Annotated in this window: 15 protein-coding genes and 2 pseudogenes; 12 read left to right on the forward strand and 5 right to left on the reverse strand. The window is 65.0% G+C overall.

Annotated features, from left to right (window positions below):
- The first annotated feature begins 46 nt into the window (after positions 1–46).
- The 3 genes from BBJ41_RS22370 to BBJ41_RS22380 all read left to right on the forward strand — a co-directional run bounded on the left by BBJ41_RS22370 (position 47) and on the right by BBJ41_RS22380 (position 2,309).
- Positions 47–991 carry a LysR family transcriptional regulator gene (locus BBJ41_RS22370; protein ID WP_069748483.1) on the forward strand — a complete coding sequence of 315 codons (945 nt, stop codon included), beginning with the start codon at positions 47–49 and terminating at the stop codon, positions 989–991.
- Positions 992–1,024: 33 nt separating this feature from the next.
- Entirely contained in the window at positions 1,025–1,396 is a 372-nt protein-coding gene (locus BBJ41_RS22375) for a hypothetical protein (protein WP_156814843.1), read from the forward strand.
- A 154-nt stretch (positions 1,397–1,550) separates the two neighbouring features.
- A complete protein-coding gene (locus BBJ41_RS22380) occupies positions 1,551–2,309 on the forward strand; it encodes an SDR family oxidoreductase (RefSeq protein WP_069748485.1) in 759 nt (252 codons plus the stop codon).
- Positions 2,310–2,434: 125 nt separating this feature from the next.
- Here the strand turns inward: BBJ41_RS22380 and BBJ41_RS22385 are convergent, their stop codons facing one another.
- A complete protein-coding gene (locus BBJ41_RS22385) occupies positions 2,435–3,646 on the reverse strand; it encodes an alpha/beta hydrolase family protein (RefSeq protein ID WP_156814844.1) in 1,212 nt (403 codons plus the stop codon).
- Positions 3,647–3,976: 330 nt separating this feature from the next.
- On the opposite strand from BBJ41_RS22385, the gene BBJ41_RS22390 reads away from it, so the two are divergent.
- A complete protein-coding gene (locus BBJ41_RS22390; protein ID WP_069748486.1) occupies positions 3,977–4,633 on the forward strand; it encodes a helix-turn-helix domain-containing protein in 657 nt (218 codons plus the stop codon).
- Between the two features lie 44 nt (positions 4,634–4,677).
- Here BBJ41_RS22390 and BBJ41_RS22395 read toward each other — a convergent pair whose 3' ends face one another.
- Entirely contained in the window at positions 4,678–5,040 is a 363-nt protein-coding gene (locus BBJ41_RS22395; protein WP_236872124.1) for an H-NS histone family protein, read from the reverse strand.
- A 348-nt stretch (positions 5,041–5,388) separates the two neighbouring features.
- Between BBJ41_RS22395 and BBJ41_RS22400 the strand changes: the two genes are divergently transcribed.
- Positions 5,389–5,967, forward strand: coding sequence for a TetR/AcrR family transcriptional regulator (locus BBJ41_RS22400; protein ID WP_236872125.1), 579 nt, complete (start codon positions 5,389–5,391; stop codon positions 5,965–5,967).
- A 194-nt stretch (positions 5,968–6,161) separates the two neighbouring features.
- Here BBJ41_RS22400 and BBJ41_RS22405 read toward each other — a convergent pair whose 3' ends face one another.
- Complete coding sequence (locus BBJ41_RS22405) at positions 6,162–7,070, reverse strand: GntR family transcriptional regulator (protein ID WP_236872126.1); 909 nt, start codon at positions 7,068–7,070, stop codon at positions 6,162–6,164.
- A complete protein-coding gene (gene murQ, locus BBJ41_RS22410; RefSeq protein ID WP_236872127.1) occupies positions 7,024–8,070 on the reverse strand; it encodes an N-acetylmuramic acid 6-phosphate etherase in 1,047 nt (348 codons plus the stop codon). The genes BBJ41_RS22405 and murQ overlap by 47 nt, the downstream gene beginning before the upstream one ends.
- Positions 8,071–8,281: 211 nt before the next feature.
- Between murQ and BBJ41_RS41620 the strand changes: the two are divergent.
- From BBJ41_RS41620 to BBJ41_RS22425, 4 genes and pseudogenes are all read left to right on the forward strand, one after another.
- Positions 8,282–8,377 (forward strand): annotated as a pseudogene (locus tag BBJ41_RS41620) (hypothetical protein); the annotation flags it as partial.
- Positions 8,378–9,793, forward strand: coding sequence for a PTS transporter subunit EIIC (locus BBJ41_RS22415; protein ID WP_236872146.1), 1,416 nt, complete (start codon positions 8,378–8,380; stop codon positions 9,791–9,793).
- An 85-nt stretch (positions 9,794–9,878) separates the two neighbouring features.
- A complete protein-coding gene (locus tag BBJ41_RS22420; protein WP_069748491.1) occupies positions 9,879–10,994 on the forward strand; it encodes a porin in 1,116 nt (371 codons plus the stop codon).
- A gap of 82 nt (positions 10,995–11,076) precedes the next feature.
- On the forward strand, positions 11,077–11,955 hold the full coding sequence (locus BBJ41_RS22425) for a hypothetical protein (RefSeq protein WP_167362210.1): 879 nt from the start codon (positions 11,077–11,079) through the stop codon (positions 11,953–11,955).
- Positions 11,956–12,268: 313 nt separating this feature from the next.
- Here the strand turns inward: BBJ41_RS22425 and BBJ41_RS42120 are convergent.
- Positions 12,269–13,383: pseudogene (locus tag BBJ41_RS42120) on the reverse strand (enoyl-CoA hydratase/isomerase family protein).
- A gap of 361 nt (positions 13,384–13,744) precedes the next feature.
- On the opposite strand from BBJ41_RS42120, the gene BBJ41_RS22435 reads away from it, so the two are divergent.
- From BBJ41_RS22435 to BBJ41_RS22445, 3 genes are read left to right on the forward strand one after another with little or no spacing between them, the layout of a single operon-like run.
- The gene (locus BBJ41_RS22435) at positions 13,745–14,497 is read left to right on the forward strand and encodes a gluconate 2-dehydrogenase subunit 3 family protein (protein ID WP_069748493.1); all 753 of its coding nucleotides are present in this window, start codon (positions 13,745–13,747) and stop codon (positions 14,495–14,497) included.
- 7 nt (positions 14,498–14,504) lie between these two features.
- Entirely contained in the window at positions 14,505–16,283 is a 1,779-nt protein-coding gene (locus BBJ41_RS22440; RefSeq protein WP_069750320.1) for a GMC family oxidoreductase, read from the forward strand.
- A gap of 8 nt (positions 16,284–16,291) precedes the next feature.
- Entirely contained in the window at positions 16,292–17,668 is a 1,377-nt protein-coding gene (locus BBJ41_RS22445; protein ID WP_069748494.1) for a c-type cytochrome, read from the forward strand.
- Positions 17,669–17,722: the final 54 nt, after the last annotated feature.

Below are 17,722 nucleotides of genomic sequence, written 5' to 3' on the forward strand. Positions count from 1 at the left end.
AATCTGCTTCATCACCCGATGCAATGAGCGCGACGATGCGAAACCCATGGAACTGAGCGATATCGACCTCAACCTGCTGCTGCTTTTCCAGCGGCTGATGCAGGAGCGGCGCGTATCGAGCGTCGCCGAGCAGATGAACATGAGCCAGCCGGGCGTCAGCAATGCGCTCGCGAAGCTGCGCCGCCGGCTCGGCGATCCGCTGTTCGTGCGCGGGCCGGGCGGCGTGGTGCCGACGCCGTTCGCGCTGCGGCTCGCGGAACCCGTTTCGCATGCGCTCGCGACGCTGCATGCCGCGCTCAATCCCGAGACCGGTTTCGATCCGCTGCGCGCCACGCGCACGCTGACGATCGGCATGACCGATATCGGCGAAGTCGTGTTCCTGCCCGCGCTGCTCGAACACCTGTCGCAAGCGGCGCCGGGCATCGCGCTCAATACCGTTCGCGACACGAGCGTCAACCTGAGCGACGAAATGGCCGACGGCCGCGTCGATCTCGCGATCGGCCTGCTGCCGCAACTCAAGGGCGGGTTCTATCAGCGCCGGCTGTTCGATCAGCGTTACGTGTGCCTGTTCAGGCGCGGGCATCCGCTCGAGGACGCGCCGCTGACGGTCGATGCGTGGTGCAATGCCGGGCACCTGGTCGTGGTGTCGGCCGGCACCGGCCACGGGCAGGTGGACGAATGGCTGAGACGGCGCCGCGTGAAACGCCAGGTGCGGCTGACGGTGCCGCATTTCATGAGCGTGGGCTACATCCTGCAGCGCACCGACCTGATCGCGACCGTGCCGGAGCATCTCGCGCTGCAACTCGCCGCGCCGTTCTCGCTCGGCTGGCGCGCGTTGCCCGTCCCGCTGCCGGGCGCGCCGATTCATATGCTCTGGCATACGCGGGTCAATCAGGACGAAGGCAACCGGTGGTTGCGCGGCGTGGTGGTCGACCTGTTCGCGGACACCGGCGCGCGGGTGCGGAAGACCGCGCCCGGGCGGAAGCAATAGTCGCGGTTATCGCAAACACGGGTACCTGAGCCCATGAACCCCAGACGCGTGCATTCGCTCTATCTCAAGCATCGCCCCGATGTCGATCTCGTCCAGTGCGAGTGGATACATCTGCTTTCGAGCGGCAGCGTGGATCGCGACCTGCTTCGGAACATGCTCTCGACGATTGGCGCCGCGGACGTCCTGATCCACGTCCGGCGCACGATCGGCGATTTTCTGCCGATCGAGCTCGCGATCACCTTTATCGGCGAACACATCGGCAAAGGCCAGATGCTCGTGTCCGATCGCGCATTCACGAACTTCGTCATCGTCGGACACAACGGCGTAGCGGCTACCTGGCCGCGGTGCCTGACGCGAAGCCGGATCGATCTGCTGCCGCCCGCGTCGAACAACGCGACACGCTAGCCGCCCAACCGCCCGACAACATCGCGGGATGCAGGCACGCTGTACGATCCGTACCTGAACATGCGCAACGCGCATTTCGACTACATTGCCGAAGCGGCGATGACGCCCGTCACCGGCCGCCTCGCCTCCCATTCAACCAGCAGGAAATCAAGCCATGTCTGTCTCGCAGAAATTCGCAGCCGTCACGGGCGCCGGAACCGGCATCGGCCGGGCGGCGGCCATCGCGCTCGCCGGCGCCGGATTCACCGTCGCGCTGATCGGACGCCGGGAAGAATCGTTACGCGAAACGCAGGAGGCGATCCGCATCGCCGGCGGCAACGCGCACGTATTTCCTGCCGACGTCACCGACGAAGCATCGGTCGATCGCGCGTTCGCGCAGATCACGCAGCAGTTCGGCCGGCTGGACGTCCTGTTCAACAATGCCGGACGCAACGCCCCCGCCGTTCCCCTCGACGAATACGACTTCGGCGTGTGGAACGACGTCGTCGCGACGAACCTGACCGGCGTCTTTCTGTGTGCGCGGGCCGCGTGGCGGCTGATGAAAGCGCAAACGCCGCAGGGCGGCCGGATCATCAACAACGGCTCGATCTCGGCGCACGCGCCGCGCCCCGACACGATCGCGTACACGGCCACCAAGCACGCTGTGACCGGGATCACGAAATCGCTGGCGCTGGACGGCCGCGCATACAACATCGCCTGCGGCCAGATCGACATCGGCAACGCGGCGACGTCGCTCACGGAACGGATGACGCAAGGCGTGCCGCAAGCGGACGGCAGCCTCGCGCCCGAAGCGCGCATGGACGTCGCGCACGTCGCGAACGCAATCGTCCAGATGGCCAGCCTTCCGCTGGACACGAACATCCTGACGATGACGATCATGGCGACCGCGATGCCTTTCGTGGGCCGCGGATAAACGCAGGCGGCGGCCAGCGGTTCGGTCCGCCGCAGCACCGGCCGGCGCTACGGTCGACGACGGCCGGCGCCGGGAGGCCGACCCGCCGCGGCGAGCCGGCCTCCCGCGCCGATACGCGCTGCCGCTCAGGCCAATGCCTGCGTGCGCTGCCGGACCTCGCGCTGATCGATGCCGAGTCGCGCCGCCAGCCAGTCGCAGATGAACTCCTGCCCCAGCGTCGGGTTGTCGATCTGACAGTGTGCGGCGCCCGTTTCGTCGGGATCGAACAGCTTGAGCGTCGCGTCGACCCCATGCGCCTTCGCGTACTCGTAGGTATCGGTCGCCGTTTTCAACCCCAGCCAGTCCTCGGTGCCCTGCAGCACCAGATAGGGCACCGAGATCCGCTCGATCACGTCGGCGAGCCGGAAGTCCCGCGCCTTGGCGACCACGCCCTCCGGCGTCGTGCAGCCGAACACCCATTTCAGGTGACGCCAGATGAGCCGGTCCGGCGTATCGAGCCATTCCGCGAACAACGTCGACATGTCGAACATCACCGAATCCGACACCACCGCGACGACGCGCTTCTCGAACGACGCCGCGCGCGCCGCATAAACCCCGCCGACGCTGGCGCCGTACAGCGCGATCCGGCCGGGATCGACGTCGTGGCGCGTGAGCAGGTAATCGACGCATGCACCGACCGGCACTTCGGTATCGGCGCGGTTCACGATCTTCTGACGGCGCAGCGTCCCGCCTTGCCCGGGCAGGTCCACCAGCAGCAGCGACATGCCGCGCGTGAGCGCGTGCTTGGGCATCTCGTGGAGCAGTTCGTCCTTGTACTCGTCGAGCCCGCCGAACGCGATCACGGTCGGCGAACGCACGCCGTTGCCTGCGCACGGGAGGAAATACGCATCGAGGTGCGCACCGCCTTCGTACGGGATTCGCACGACCTCGCCGGCCGGCGTCAGCCCTTCAAGATAGCGATGCGAGCAGCGCTCGACGCTGTCGAAGGTATCGCGCCGCCGCGCGTCATCGTGCGCGAGGTAGAACTCCGACGACCGGTAGTAGTTGGCCGCGCGCAGCCAGTTGCTGCTCGCGGTGCGCAGGAAACCGCGCTCGAGTGCGTCCAGCGCGCGCTGCTCGCTCGTCGTCGCGAGCACCTGCCATTCGCGATACCAGCTCTCGGTATCGCCGGGCGTCATCCGCGACGCCGCGCGAAAACACTCGCTGATCAGGCTCGCGCCTTCCTGCGCACCGCCGAGCGTGCGCGCGAACTGGAAACTCAGTTCGGGCTCGCCGGGCCATTGCACCCAGCCTTCCGCGCGGTACGCGCCATCCATCCGATCGTTTTTCACACTCATGACCACTCCTTCAAAAATTACTGATACGTAAATTTATGGCCGTGAAATCACGCCGCTTCGCTCGTCTCCATCGCTGTTTCTGCGGAGCTTCGTGTCCCGACGGCCGGAGCAAGACGCGTCGTGCATGCACCTGTATTTACATATCCGTAAATACAGGTAGCAAAAAAACGAGACATCGAAGATGTCCCGCTTTCGTCATGTCGACACCACGGCAGTGTACGCCTCGATACTCGGCAACGACAAGCGCTTCGCATTTCAACGCCCGGGGTTGCGGCAATGCTGTATATTTTTATTACATATCAGTAAAAACATTCTCCCCGGTGAACGGTAATGAGCAAGAAAACCCGCGTCTCGTCGATTCTTTCCGCGCTGCCGATCAAGCCGCCGCGCCGCGAGCGGCTGCAGGTTCCCGCCGACCAGATCGGGCAGCGGTTACGCGCGCTGCGCCAGTCGCGCGATCTCACGCTGAACGAGGCAAGCCGGCTGACCGGCGTGCCTGCGGCGACGTTCTCGCGCATCGAGACGAACAAGATGTCGCCGACCTTCGGCGTACTGCACCGAATCATCGAAGGCATGGGTTTCGACTGGCGCGACGTGCTGACCAACCAGTTGCGCCACCGCCATTCGCTGAGCGTGTGCCACGCGCAAGACATCGTCACGACGCGAATCGCGAACATCCCTTACGAGTACGCGCTGCTGCACCGTGACAGCTCGGCCGGGATGATTACGCTGCGCATGCAGGTCGACGCACGCACGGTGGACGATGCCGGCGGACTCGCCGGCCACGAGGGCGACGAATTCTGCTACGTGCTGTCCGGCGAACTGGAACTGCACTTCGAGCACGATGAGCCGACGCGGTTGCGCACCGGCGAAAGCGCGCTGTTTTCGTCGCATCGGCCGCATGCCTACGTGGCGCCGGACGGCGCCACGCTGCTCGTGGTGCTGACGCCGCCGGGACACGCGCAGTCCAGACCGATATCGCCTTAGCTCAACGCGCGCCGGCAGTCATGCCGCGCGCCCGTCGTGCTTCGTCAATTTGACCTGGCTTTCTTGCCGGCCGATGGGGGCTTGCATATGACGAACTGACGGCGATCCTTGCCCCGGATCCACAGCGGAGCGTTACCGCGCCCGCTCCATTCCTTCCCGCTCACCGGATCGCGATACCGCGCCGGCAGGACTTTCACCATGTACGCGCCTCGGCGGCCGTTCCGGCCGACCAGGTCGCGATGCTTGATCGCATAGGTGTCCATCAACGAATGAACCTTCTCGATCGCATCGATGCGCTCACGCGCGCGTGCACGCTCGATTTCCTCGTCCAGTTCGGCCAGCTCGACAACGAGCTGCGCATAGGTCTTGCTCGCACTCATCTTCTGCTTCCTGCCCCGCATCCGCATGGGAATCGACATGATTCGCATGGCTAACAAACTGTTTCATGTCGCCCCGCGAGGGCGGCATTCATCTGGCCGGCAAGCGGCCAACCCCATACACCGGATGACCCGACACCATGGGCGCAACCATCCGCAGCCCCTTGACGCCGCACCGACGGCCCCATGCCGCGACGATCGTCCACCCGGAGCCGGCCCTACCATGAACATTCCGGCGCACAATCGCGCGCCGCATTTTACATATCAAGTGATATTTGAAATGCGATCGTAATGGTATCTATCCCAAATATCAACTGATATCCTTCCGGCCATGAATACGGCGCCCCTCCCCCGCGGTTGAGCCGCGAAGAAAGTCGATTGCAGACCCGCGCGCATTTGCTCGCGGCTGCGAAGCGGCTGTTCGTCGACCGCGGTTTCGGCGCCACGTCGCTCAGGGATATCGCGGCCGAGGCCGGCTACACGCAGGGCGCGTTCTATTCGAATTTCGCGAGCAAGGATGAACTGTTCATCGAACTGATGCGGGAGCGTTCAAGGACGCAAGTGGCCGACATCGCGCGGGCGCTGGGCGACCCGTCCGCTTCGGCGGACGACATATTGAATGCGCTGGAAATCTGGTCGCGGACCGTCGATGCCGAGCCCGAGTGGTCGGTGCTGGGCGTCGAGTTCAAGCTTCAGGGGCGACGCAACCCCGCTTTTGCAGCGGCATCGCAGGCGCTGCTGGACACCCATCGCGATGGCCTCGCTTACTGCATCGAACAGATTTTCGCGCGGCTGAAGAAAGTGCCGCCCGAACCGCCGGTCGTGCTGGCCATATCGTTCATGGGCCTCTCGCAAGGCCTGTCGCTGCAGCAGTCGATCCTGTCCGAGGTGCCGATCGGCCACATGATCATGGTGTTCCTGCGCAGTTTGCTGGCCTCGGCAGAGCCCGTGCGCTGACCTCGGCCGGCTCCGCGCGGGCGGGGATCAGTGCCGTCGCCGCACACTGCGACCTGCGTTCGCCGCGTTGATATCGCGGGAGGCGACCGATGCGCTGCCGATCGCGAATCGAGCGCATGCCGCGGGCACGATTGCGGCGACGGCCGGCCTGGGTGCCGGCTACGGCGCGGCCGTACCCGTCGCCACCCAGTCCATCACCCTTTGCCCATCACGGCGAGATAATCGTAACGATCCCCTCGGTAAAACGACCGCGTCAGCTCGAGCGGCCGCCCTTCGACCGAGAACGACCGGCGTTCGATGTGCAGCACCGGATCGCCGCTCCGGATGCCGAGCAGTTCCGCGTCGAGCCCGGACGCCAGTTCCGCGCGCAGCCGCTGCAGCGCCCTGACCGGGCAAACGCCGACGGCATTCAACGCGTCGTACAGCGAGTCGCCGAACTCCAGGTTGCCACCCAGCAGTTCGGCCGCCAGCACCGCACGTTCGATTGCCATGGGTACGGCGTCCGCCGTTCTGACCCGTTCGAGATGCATGACGACCGAATCCGGTGCGAGCCCCAGTGCGAGCGACTCCTCCGGTGTCGGGCGGCGCAATTCGCGCTTGACCCAGTGGGACCCCGGACGAAAGCCACGGCGGAGCATGTCGTCCGAGAAACTGGTGATCTCGGTCAACGGTTGCTCGACGCGCGCGGCGACGAACGTCCCCGCGCCCTGACGCGCTTCGACGAGGCCCTGGCGGATCAGTTCTTCGATCGCGCGCCGCACCGTGTCGCGCGACACCTGGAGCAACGCCGCGAGCTCCCGTTCGGGCGGAAAGCTTTCGCCGGTTTTCATCGCGCCGTCGACGATGGTCGCGCGCAGCATCCGGGCGACGCGCGACGCAACCGGCGTCCTCGCGCCGCTCGACGAAGGCGTATGCAGTTCGGCTACCTGCGACGCGCTGAACAGGCGCGCTTCGGGTTGCACGTCGGGTGGAGGAAGGTCATCCAGGCTGCGTTCCGTCATCGATACACTAGAAATGGTCAGGATTGAAAAATGCGCCACGGGGCGACGCACTGCGTCAGGACGGCTTGCGCGCCTGCAGCGCGCGGTGAATCGATCCGCCATGCTCCACCGACAACGCCTCGGCTTCGCCGCAGCTCAAACCGGCCAGCAGCATCAGTATGGCGATCCGCGGACGGTTGCCGGCTTCCGCCAGCGTCCGTGCAGCGACGTCCGGCGCGACGCCTGCCGCCTGCGCGACAATCGATTGCGCACGCAGTTGAAGTTTGTGATTGTGCACCTGCAGATCGACCATCAGGTTGCCATAGGTCTTGCCGAGCGCGACCATGGAGAGCGTCGACAGCATGTTACAGACCATCTTCTGCACAGTCCCCGCCTTCAGGCGCGTGGACCCGGCCAGGATCTCCGGGCCGCAGTCCACCTCGATCGCGACATCGGCAACGGCGCCGACCTCGCTCCCGCTATTGCAGGCGACCGACACGGTCGAACAGCCGATTCGCCGCGCATGGCGCAGCGCGCCGATCACATAGGGCGTGCGACCGCTCGCAGACAACCCGACGACCACGTCCTCGCGCCTGAGCGCGATGCCTTCCAGATCCGCCTGCCCGCGTTCCGCGGAATCCTCGACGCCTTCGGACATGCCGATGAAACCGCCCGCGACGATGCCCACGACCTCTTGCGGCGACATGCCGAAAGTCGGCTGACACTCCAGCGCATCGAGGTAACCGATCCGGCCGCTGTTGCCCGCGCCGATGTAGACGAGCCGGCCGCCCGCGCGAAGCGCTTGCGAGACCGCCCGTACGCCTGCCGCGATGGACGGCAGCGAGCGCGCCACGCACGGCGCAATGAACGCATCCTCGCGATTCATCAATGCCACGCCCTCTTCGATGCTCAGTTGATCGAGGTTGGCGCTGAAGACGTTGGGCTGCTCGGTAATCAGACGATCCAGCGGCATGCTCAGACTCCACAGGTTGGACGAGAAATGCTGCCGATCATAATTGGTCTGGCATTGGTTGTAAATTGCGGCGATACCGATTTTTGTAACCATGCGGTGACGCCCGCCGATCGACCTGATCCACAAATCGGCCAATATCCATTGATACATATGGGTTTTTCGATAAATTTCCGGCCCATCCAGCGATCCTGCGCACGTTATCTCCAGAACAGAAAAGCTAACCACCCAATCCGTGGACAGCTTCTAAAAAACTACCTATTGCCAACCAATAAATGTATTGGTCCGTTCCAATCCGTCAACGATTCAACTCAACCTACCCGCCTCCCGACCGAGGCGGTTCGGCATTCCACAGGAGCAAGGCATGGCGGCGGAGACGGCAGAGCGATTCAGGGAACTGGCCCACGCGATTCTCGATGCAATCGGCGGCACGCAAAACGTGCGGAACCACACGCATTGCATGACGCGACTGCGCGTCAATCTCGTCGATCCCGCGCTCGCGGACCCGGCCGCGTTGCGGCAACTGCCGGGCGTGCTCGGCGTGGTGACCGGCGATCCGCTGCAGGTCGTCATCGGCCCGGGCGCGGTCAAGCAGGTATGGAGCGCGTTCGCGCAGGCATTGAGCGAACGCGCTGCGAGCAACGCGCTGACGAGCGACGACGTGCCTGCCGCGAAGCAGCCGTCGCCCGTCAAACGCGGCAACCACGCCGTGCGCGGATTCCTGCGCCGCATCGCCGCGATCTTCACGCCGCTGATCCCGGCGCTGGTCGGCGCGGGGCTGATCAACGCGCTCGGCGGCCTGTTGCTGCTCTGGGCCAGGCATTCGCCCCCCGATAGCGCAAGCGATCTGACCTTTCTCGCCACCGTCGCATCGACGATCGGCACGGCCTTCTTCGCATTCCTGGTCATCCAGGTGGGCATGAATGCGGCGCGCGAGTTCGACGGCACGCCGAGCCTCGGCGGCGCGGCCGCAAGCGTGATGATCGTGCCGGCCGTCACCAAGCTCCACGCATTCACCCTGCCGCTGCTCGGCGAAATCGCGCTGCGGCCCGGCCAGGGCGGACTGATGGGGGCGTTGCTGGCCGGCGTGCTGGTCGCGCTGGTCGAGCGCAACCTGCGCACGCGCATCCCGCCCGCGATCGAGACGCTGGTGACACCAACGGTGTCGCTGCTCGTCGCCGGCGCCGCCACGCTGTTCGTGCTCATGCCGGTCGCCGACGTGCTGACGAACGGCGTCAGCCTGATTACCACGCGCCTGCTGAATGTCGGCGGCATGCCAGCCGCGTTCGTCCTCGCCGCGTCGTTCGTCGGTCTCCTGATGTTCGGCCTGCATCAGGCACTGATCCCGATTCATGCGCAACTCATCGCGCAATACGGCTTCACCGCGCTGTTCCCGATTCTCGCGATGTCGGGGTGCGGGCAGGCCGGCGCCGCCTTCGCGCTCTACTTCCGCGTCAAGGATGCGGGCCTCAAACAGCGGATCCGGGACACCTTGCCGACCTGCATGCTGGGCGTATCCGAACCGCTGCTGTACAGCGTCACGCTGCCGCTCGGGCGTCCGCTCGTCACGTCGTCGATCGGCGGCGGAATCGGCGCGCTGGTACTCGGGTACTTCGCCAGTCACGGCGATTTCGTCGGGGCGACCACGATCGGCCCCGCCAACCTGATGCTGATCCCGCTCGTCACCGGGCCCATGGGATTGGGCCGCAGCGTCGCGGTCTATTGCCTCGCCACAGCGACGGCCTACGCGTCGGCCTTCGTGCTCACGTGGTTCTTCGGGCTGACGCAGGATCAACGTCGACAGTTCGTTCGGCCGGCCCCGCGCCGCGCCGAGCCGGCCGCCGACGTGCCGCTGCCGGCGCAGCAGCCTCGCTGACCGCGCCTCGCGGCATGGCGGACACACGGCCGCACCGGGGGCGGCCGATTTTTTATCGCTCCATCAAATATGGATAGCTAAATAAATGAGAAGCGGAACAGCTTTCGCGATCGCGTTCTTCGTCACGACGCTCGCGCACGCGCAATCGAATGTCCTTCTGTGGGGACGCCTGGGCGGCGACGTCCAGTACACGAGCGGCGTCCAGACACCGCACGGCGCCGGGTCGCGCTGGTCGCAAGGCAGCGACTGGGGCGTCAACATCATCGGCCTCAAGGGCACGGAAGACCTGGGGCACGGGAACCACGCGCTGTTCTGGCTCGAGTCGGCCTTCACGCCGACCGGCTCGCTGGTCGCGGGGCTGATCTTCCAGCGCGCGGCCTGGATCGGCTTGAAGAACGACACCTACGGCACGATCCGGTTCGGCCAGGGGCCCATGCTCAACAACTACGTGTGGGAATACGACCCGCTGCTCGAAGAAAACTTCGGCGCGCAATCGTTCGTCGCGTACCGGAACGGCTCCCGCCTTTCCAACGGCATCCGCTACCTGTCGCCCGACCTGCACGGCTTCTCGTTCGATGCGGAACTGAACCTGGGCAACAGCCCGACGAACTTCAACGCCGGCGATCCAGGCAACGCGGGCAAGGCCGGCCGCGCGGACGGCATCAGCGGCGCCTACACGCACGGCGACTTCCAGGTACGCGTGGTCTGGGACGAGATCCGCAACGCGCAGGGTATCGAAAACAACCTGTTCAGTTATTCGCGCGAGCTGTTCGTCGGCGTGCGCGACCGGTTCGGTCCGTTTCGCGTGCAGGCCGCGTACACGCACTACTCCGCGCCGGACACGCCGGCAGGATTGTCCGACACCGCCGATCTCTGGTGGGCCGGCCTCACGTACGACGTGAATCCGTTTCTCCACCTGCAGGGCGCGGCCTACACGATGAAGGTCGGCCCCGGCAAATGGACCGCCGATCACGACGGCGAGTCGCGCGTGACGATGGTCGGCATCGGCTGCATGTACGACCTGTCAAAGCGAACGTTCCTGTACAGCATGGCGGCGCACGTGTTCAACAGCGCCAATGCCAATTTCGGCGTCAATCCGCAGAGCCCGGGGCTGGGGCCGATGAACGCCGGCTGGGGCACGAACCCGGCGCCGGGTCACGGCCAAACCGGTGTCTATGCGGGCATCGAGACGATGTTCTAGCCCGCGCCGCCGGTCGGCGCGACACGTGCGCCGCATGCTCAAACGCGCCCTTTTCTCCTTTTTTCCAACCAGGAGTTCAATGATGCAATCCACGTCAATTCGCCAGCGTCTGTGGGTCGTGGCAGGTGTCGGCACGGCGGCGCTGAGCGCGCTCGCGGCCGTTCATCCACCCAGGGTCGATGCCGCGACCTCGTTTACGGTGCTGGACAACACGTCATACGCCGACGTCTCCATCGGACACGGTGCGGTCAAGACCAATTTCATCCCGGCCCGCTACTGCCAGCCGCTCACATACGATGCGTCGACGGGCAAGGTCAAGCTTCCGTCCCAAAGCGACTGGGAGGCGCTGGTCAACACGTACGACCCGACGCCGGCCGACTCGGCCGGCTATCTCGTTCTCGACTGCGAAAAGCTGTACCTGACCGGCAGCACGGCGACGATCGCCAACCGGTTCGCGATCCTCAAGCAACTCCAGCAATGGACCCAGGCCATTCGCCCCAATCGCGTGCTCGGATGGTACGGGCTCGCGAATGCGGCCAACATCAGCACGGCGGACTCGGCCAGCGCGTATCGCGACATTGCTCAGTTGATGGATCTCAACAACGGCCGGACGGCGTACTTCCCGAGCGAATACGTCAAGGCGAACGGTACGTCGCCGTATACGGGCGCGGCCTGGGCGCCGCAGCTCAATGCCGACCTCGCATCGACGGGAACGATCGACCGCCAGAGCAGCACGGGGCCCCATCCGGTGTTTCCGTACATCTGGCCGCAGTACTACGATCAGAACACCACCCTGATTCCCGCTGCGACCTGGCAAAGCGTGCTGAACACGATCCGGAGCACGACCGCGTCCGGCGCGATCATCTGGGGCGGCCAGAACCCTGCCGTCGAATACGACGCGAACAATGACGGAAACGGGCCGTGGGTCGCGGTCACGCAGGCGTTCCTGGACAGCCTTTGATCGGTGCGTGCCGCGGCCGGTGGTGGCGGCGTGACGCTCGAACGTTGTTACGTTCACGCGCGGGTTGAAACGGCTTCCCAGGCCGGTCGGCATGGGCGGTATAGCGTTGGCGCATCGATGCATCTTCGCTGAATCGCTTCTTCATTGGCATGCCTTGACCGGAACCGAATCGACACGGTTGCCGGACCCGACACGGGAAGCAGGTCACACGCACGAGCAATCTCGATCTCGTCACGCCAATGCGTTCGACCTGCCCCCCCCATCGCTCGGCAAGGATCGGTCACGACCGGCCGCTCATACCGGCGTGCACCGCTCAATCAGCAGGCGGCAGCTTCGCGGAGAGATCGGGAAAGCGAAGCTCCCCTTCATAGGTCTCGGCACCTGCAGCGAGTATCGCCTTCACGCGCGCCTGTATCGCTTCGTTGGCGACGCAAAGATCGGATTCATGCGCTTCCACCAGCAAGCCTTCGGAGAAGGAGACGTCGGACCCCATGTCCACGGACCGCTTGAGGTGGGCAATCGTCGTGGGCGGGAAGGTTGCGATGCGGCGTGCGAGCTTGTCCACGAACGGGCCCAGTTCCCTGGCCGGCAGTGCACGATTGATATAGCCGTAGTGATCGGCCAGCTCGGCAGAGAAATCTTCCCCGGCCAGCAGCACCTCGAGGGCGCGGGCGCGCCCCATTCGCCGCGGCAGGCGCTGGGTGTTGCCGCCACCGGGGACGAGTCCGCAGACGACCTCCGGCTGACCGAACACGGCTTCGCCGATCGCGGCAAAACACATGTCTGCGGCCAGCGCGATCTCGCAGCCGCCCCCCGGGCGATCCCTTCGACCTTCGCGATCACGGCCTTGGGCATGTTGCGCAGGCGCTCGCCCAGCATCTGGGTCAGGCGGAAGGTGCGGGTATTCGAAGTCGTTTTCGGCGCCGAGCCGACACGGTGCAGGCCCGAATGCGCAATGAAGAACTTCGGCACGGCGCTCTGCAGCACGACGACACGTACGCTCGCATCCTGTTCCAGTTGGCGGGTCAACGAATCGAACTCCTCCGACAGGACCTCGTCGAGCAGGTTGAGCGGCGGATAGTTCAGCGTCACGGTGGCGACGCCGCTGTCCTGGGTAACCTGGATATGCTTGTAATCGGCATAGTTCGCGCCGCCCCCCTGCGGTGGAGCGGATTTTTCGGGCGCAGCGCCGCCCTCTGCCGACGCGAGCAGCACGCCGGGCGCGAGTGTTGCAGCACCGATTGACTGGACGAACGAACGTCTTGAGAAAGTCGACATGGCAGACTCCTTGGTGGGTTTCATCTCGCCTCGCCGAGCCACGCGCGGCTCGCGATTCGCGGCGGAGTCGAGTAACGCAATTGCAATTCGCTGGTGCAGCGGTTTCCCCTGGCACTGCGGATGGCAGTGACTGCGCCAGCAATCCGGCATCGTTGAGCGGAATTCGTCAGTTTGAAGAAACAAACGTCGCCAACGTCATGATCCTCGTACCGTCGGTGGCTCTGCAAGAATCCTCCCTAAGTGGGGGGGCGTCCGGATCGACCGTGCGCAGCCACCCGGAAATGCTCAATTCCGCGCGCCCTCCCCGAACAGGGGGCTGCCATCGCGCCGGGCCGTCGGTACTGTTCGTTGCACGCACCCTTCGACGCATGGTCCGACGCGCATCTCCATTCAGGAGCATTCGCGCCACGCATGCCGGTTGAAGAGCGCACCGACACGCCGTCGCTGCATGGTCAGCAGACCGAAGCGGCCGCGCACGGGACGACACCACGGAATGGTCTGAAACGCATCCATGAGCAAAACCCAGTCACCCGACGACAAGCCGGCGCCCGAGTCCGGCCGGCGCGTCTTCCTCAAACGCGTCGCCATCGTGCCCGCCGCCGTCGCGATAGGGGCGTGCCATTCGGGCGACGACGCATCGCCGGCGCCGACGGCAACCCAAAACGCCGACGGCGGCGTCCGGCTCGACAACTACCGTCCGGCGTTCTTCACGCTCGAAGAATGGCACTTCGTACTCGCGGCGGTGGATCGCCTGATCCCGCACGACAACGAAGGGCCAGGCGCGCTGGAGCTGAACGTACCCATCTTCATCGACAGGCAACTGGAAACCGGTTACGGCTATGCGGCGCACTGGTATATGCAGGGTCCGTTTCGTGCCGCCTCCCCGCTGTTCGGTTATCAGTCGAGGCTCACGCCTCGCGAGCTGTACCGAGCGGGCATCCAGGCGACGAACGCGCGATGCATGCGCGAATTCGCAGGCAGGCGCTTTGCCGAACTCGCCGTTGCGGAACAAACCGGCGTGCTCGCACGCCTGGAGTCCGGCGCGATGGCGTTCGACGATCTCTCCTCGACGGATTTCTTCGCGTTCCTGCTGGAGAACACCCGTGAAGGCTATCTGTCGGACCCGATCCACGGCGGCAACAAGGAGATGGGCAGCTGGAAGATGATCGGCTTTCCGGGGGCCAGGGCGGACTTCCTCGACTGGGTCGGGACCGGCAAGCGCTACCCGTACGGCCCCGTCAGCATCGAAGGTCAACAGGGTTGAGATGCATATGCCGCAAATCACGAAACCGGAAGTGGATGCCGTCCTCGTCGGGATGGGTTGGACAGGGGCGATCATGGGGATGGAGCTGGCCGAGGCCGGCCTGACCGTCGTCGGCCTCGAGCGCGGCGAAAATCGGGATACGAGCCCCGAGTTCGCGTACCCGGCCATCGCCGACGAACTCGCTTACATCCAGCGGCGCAAGCTGATGCAGAATCTTGCGCGCGAGACGGTCACGATCCGGCATGCGCCGAACGAGGACGCATTGCCCTACCGGCAGCTCGGCGCATTCCTGCTGGGTACCGGGGTGGGCGGCTCGGGCGTGCACTGGAACGGCACGACCTGGCGCGCCAATGCGGCCGACCTCAAGATCCGCTCGCACTACGCGCAGCGATATGGCGCCGGGTTCATTCCCGATGACATGACGATCCAGGACTGGCCTTATTCGTTGGACGAACTCGAACCGTTCTTCGAACGTATCGAAGCCGTGATGGGCACGTCGGGCAAGGCAGGCAATCTTCACGGCAAGATCGTCGACGGCGGCAATCCATTCGAGGCCATGCGCCGGCGCGACTATCCGTGCCCGCCACTCGCCGACAATTATCCGGCGACCCTGTTCAAGCGTGCGGCCAGCGAAGCCGGATTCCATTCATTTCCGATTCCCGCGTCCAATGCGTCGATCGCCTATCAGAATCCGTACGGGATGCAGCTCGGCCCGTGCAACTTCTGCGGTTATTGCGAAGGCTTCGGCTGCTACATGTATGCGAAGGCATCGCCGCAAGCCTGCATCCTGCCGGCGTTACTGGCCAAACCCAACTTCGAGTTGCGCGACCGATCCCATGTGACGCGCGTGCAACTCGATTCGTCCGGCAAGCGCGCCACCGGCGTGACCTATCTCGATGCGCAGGGCCGGGAAGTGTTCCAGCCGGCGCGCATCGTCGTGCTTTGCGCATTCCAGATGCACAACGTGCGCCTGCTGTTGCTGTCCGGGATCGGAACGCCGTACGACCCGGCGACGGGAAAGGGAACCGTCGGCAGGAACTTCGCCTATCAGAAGAACAGCGCGGTCTCGCTGTTCTTCGACAAGGATGTCCACATCGATCCGTTCATCGGCGCCGGCTCCGGGGGCCAGGCATTCGACGACTTCAATGCGGATCATTTCGATCATTCCGCAGCGGGGTTCGTCGGCGGCGCCTATATCAGCGCGATGGTCACCGGCGGCCGCCCGATCGGCCAGACCCTGTTGCCGGAAGGCACGCCCAAATGGGGCTCCGCCTGGAAGAAGGCGCTCAAGGACAACTACCTGCATTCGTTTTCCATCGGTACGGCGGGTTCGGTCATGTCGTATCGCACGAACTACCTGGATCTCGATCCGACCTATCGCGACGCATACGGCCTCCCGCTGCTGCGCATGACATTCGACTGGCACGACAACGAGATGCGCATGACGCGTTTCGTCACCGACAAGGCCGAGCAGGTCGCGCGTGCGATGAAGCCGAAATCGATGTCGGTCCACGCCGGGAAGATCGGCGATCACTTCGACATGCGGCCGTACCAGACCACGCATACGACCGGCGGCGCAGTCTGTGGCGATCGGCCGGACACGAGCGTCGTGAACAAGTACCTGCAATCGTGGGACGTGCACAACGTATTCGTGACGGGCGCATGCGCGTTTCCGCAAAACTGGGCCTACAACCCGACAGGCATGGTCGGCGCGCAAGCGTACTTCGCGGCGCGCGCGATCCGCGAGCAGTACCTGAAGAATCCCGGTCCACTGCTACCGACATAGGAAATGCAATGGGTGAGCGATGCAAGAAACTGGCCGGCATCTCGTTCGGTCTGCTATTTACCTTCGCCACGCTGGCCACGTGGCTGCAACCGGCCGACGCGAACGCGCAGGATGCCGACCAGATCGCGCGCGGCGCCTATCTGGCGCGCGTCGGCGATTGCGTGGCGTGCCATACATCGCGGCGCGACCAGCCGTTCGCCGGCGGGCTGCCGATGAACACGCCGTTCGGCACGATCTATTCGACGAACATCACGCCAGACATCAAGCACGGGATCGGCAGCTACAGCTACGACGATTTCGCGGCCGCGATGCGCAAAGGCGTGGCGAAGGACGGGCACCTGCTCTACCCCGCCATGCCGTACCCGTCCTTCTCGAAGGTCAGCGACACCGATACCCGCGCACTCTATGCGTACTTCATGCACGGCGTCCGTCCGATCGGCCAGCCGAATACGGAGACGCGGCTCCACTTTCCGTTCAACCTGCGCGTGATGCTCACGGGATGGAATCTCCTGTTTCGCCCAAGTGGCGCCTATCGCGAGGACCCGACGCAAAACGCAGCATGGAACCGCGGCGCCTATCTCGTTCAAGGGCTTGCGCACTGCGGCGCATGTCATACGCCTCACGGCCTGATGGGCCAGGAGAAGGCGCTGGACGCACGCGGATCGGATCTGTACCTGAGCGGTTACACGCTCGCGGGCTGGCATGCGCCCGACCTGCGCCCCGGGCACGGAAACGGCGCCGGCGAGCTCACACGGGACAGCATCGTCCAGCTTCTGCGAACCGGACGATCACACGGCGGCGCCACGTTCGGCGGCATGTCCGAAGTCGTGGAGAACAGCACGCAGTATTTCAGCGACGCCGACCTGGCAGCGGTTGCCGATTACCTCCGCAGCCTCGGCCCCGGTCGCGCACCGCCGACGTCGGCGGCACCTCCCGTCAAGTCCGATACGGCTTTCGCGTTGCGCTCGGGCGTCACGCCGACCGGCGGCGCCTTGCTGTACCTCGACAACTGCAATGCGTGCCATCGCTCGGACGGCAGCGGCGCGATGAAGGCGTTTCCCGCGCTGGCGGGCAACGCGGTGGTCACGTCCGACGATCCGTCGTCGGTCATTCACGTGATCCTGACCGGCTCGCGGATGCCGTCGACCCGAACCGATCCGGCGCCGCTGGCCATGCCCGCATTCGGCTGGCGGCTCTCGGACATGCAGGTCGCCGAACTCGCGACGTTCGTACGCGACAGCTGGGGCAATCGTGCCGGCAAGGTGAGCGCATCCGACGTCGAGAAAGTCCGGCGACAGGTCGATCCGGCGCAATTGAAGCGGATTCGGGCGGCCGTCACGAACGAAGTGACCGACGACGGCGCCCCCGGTTCGACCGGCAAATGACATCGGGCGGCTGCCCGTATCACGCGGGACTCACCCTCCCGCACGCGACCGAAG

Origin of the sequence: Burkholderia stabilis, assembly GCF_001742165.1 — a bacterium.
GTDB classification, from domain to species: domain Bacteria; phylum Pseudomonadota; class Gammaproteobacteria; order Burkholderiales; family Burkholderiaceae; genus Burkholderia; species Burkholderia stabilis.

What these genes read in the sequence shown, in the direction of transcription:
- BBJ41_RS22380 (WP_069748485.1), top strand. Translation starts at nt 1,551, where the DNA reads ATGTCTGTCTCGCAGAAATTCGCAGCCGTCACGGGCGCCGGAACCGGC.
- BBJ41_RS22440 (WP_069750320.1), top strand. Translation starts at nt 14,505, where the DNA reads ATGCCGCAAATCACGAAACCGGAAGTGGATGCCGTCCTCGTCGGGATG.
- BBJ41_RS22375 (WP_156814843.1), top strand. Translation starts at nt 1,025, where the DNA reads ATGAACCCCAGACGCGTGCATTCGCTCTATCTCAAGCATCGCCCCGAT.
- BBJ41_RS22405 (WP_236872126.1), bottom strand. Translation starts at nt 7,070, where the DNA reads ATGGCGGATCGATTCACCGCGCGCTGCAGGCGCGCAAGCCGTCCTGAC.
- BBJ41_RS22395 (WP_236872124.1), bottom strand. Translation starts at nt 5,040, where the DNA reads ATGCGGATGCGGGGCAGGAAGCAGAAGATGAGTGCGAGCAAGACCTAT.
- BBJ41_RS22420 (WP_069748491.1), top strand. Translation starts at nt 9,879, where the DNA reads ATGAGAAGCGGAACAGCTTTCGCGATCGCGTTCTTCGTCACGACGCTC.
- BBJ41_RS22415 (WP_236872146.1), top strand. Translation starts at nt 8,378, where the DNA reads ATGACGCGACTGCGCGTCAATCTCGTCGATCCCGCGCTCGCGGACCCG.
- BBJ41_RS22370 (WP_069748483.1), top strand. Translation starts at nt 47, where the DNA reads ATGGAACTGAGCGATATCGACCTCAACCTGCTGCTGCTTTTCCAGCGG.
- BBJ41_RS22390 (WP_069748486.1), top strand. Translation starts at nt 3,977, where the DNA reads ATGAGCAAGAAAACCCGCGTCTCGTCGATTCTTTCCGCGCTGCCGATC.
- BBJ41_RS22445 (WP_069748494.1), top strand. Translation starts at nt 16,292, where the DNA reads ATGGGTGAGCGATGCAAGAAACTGGCCGGCATCTCGTTCGGTCTGCTA.
- BBJ41_RS22425 (WP_167362210.1), top strand. Translation starts at nt 11,077, where the DNA reads ATGCAATCCACGTCAATTCGCCAGCGTCTGTGGGTCGTGGCAGGTGTC.
- BBJ41_RS22435 (WP_069748493.1), top strand. Translation starts at nt 13,745, where the DNA reads ATGAGCAAAACCCAGTCACCCGACGACAAGCCGGCGCCCGAGTCCGGC.
- BBJ41_RS22385 (WP_156814844.1), bottom strand. Translation starts at nt 3,646, where the DNA reads ATGAGTGTGAAAAACGATCGGATGGATGGCGCGTACCGCGCGGAAGGC.
- murQ (WP_236872127.1), bottom strand. Translation starts at nt 8,070, where the DNA reads ATGTATCAATGGATATTGGCCGATTTGTGGATCAGGTCGATCGGCGGG.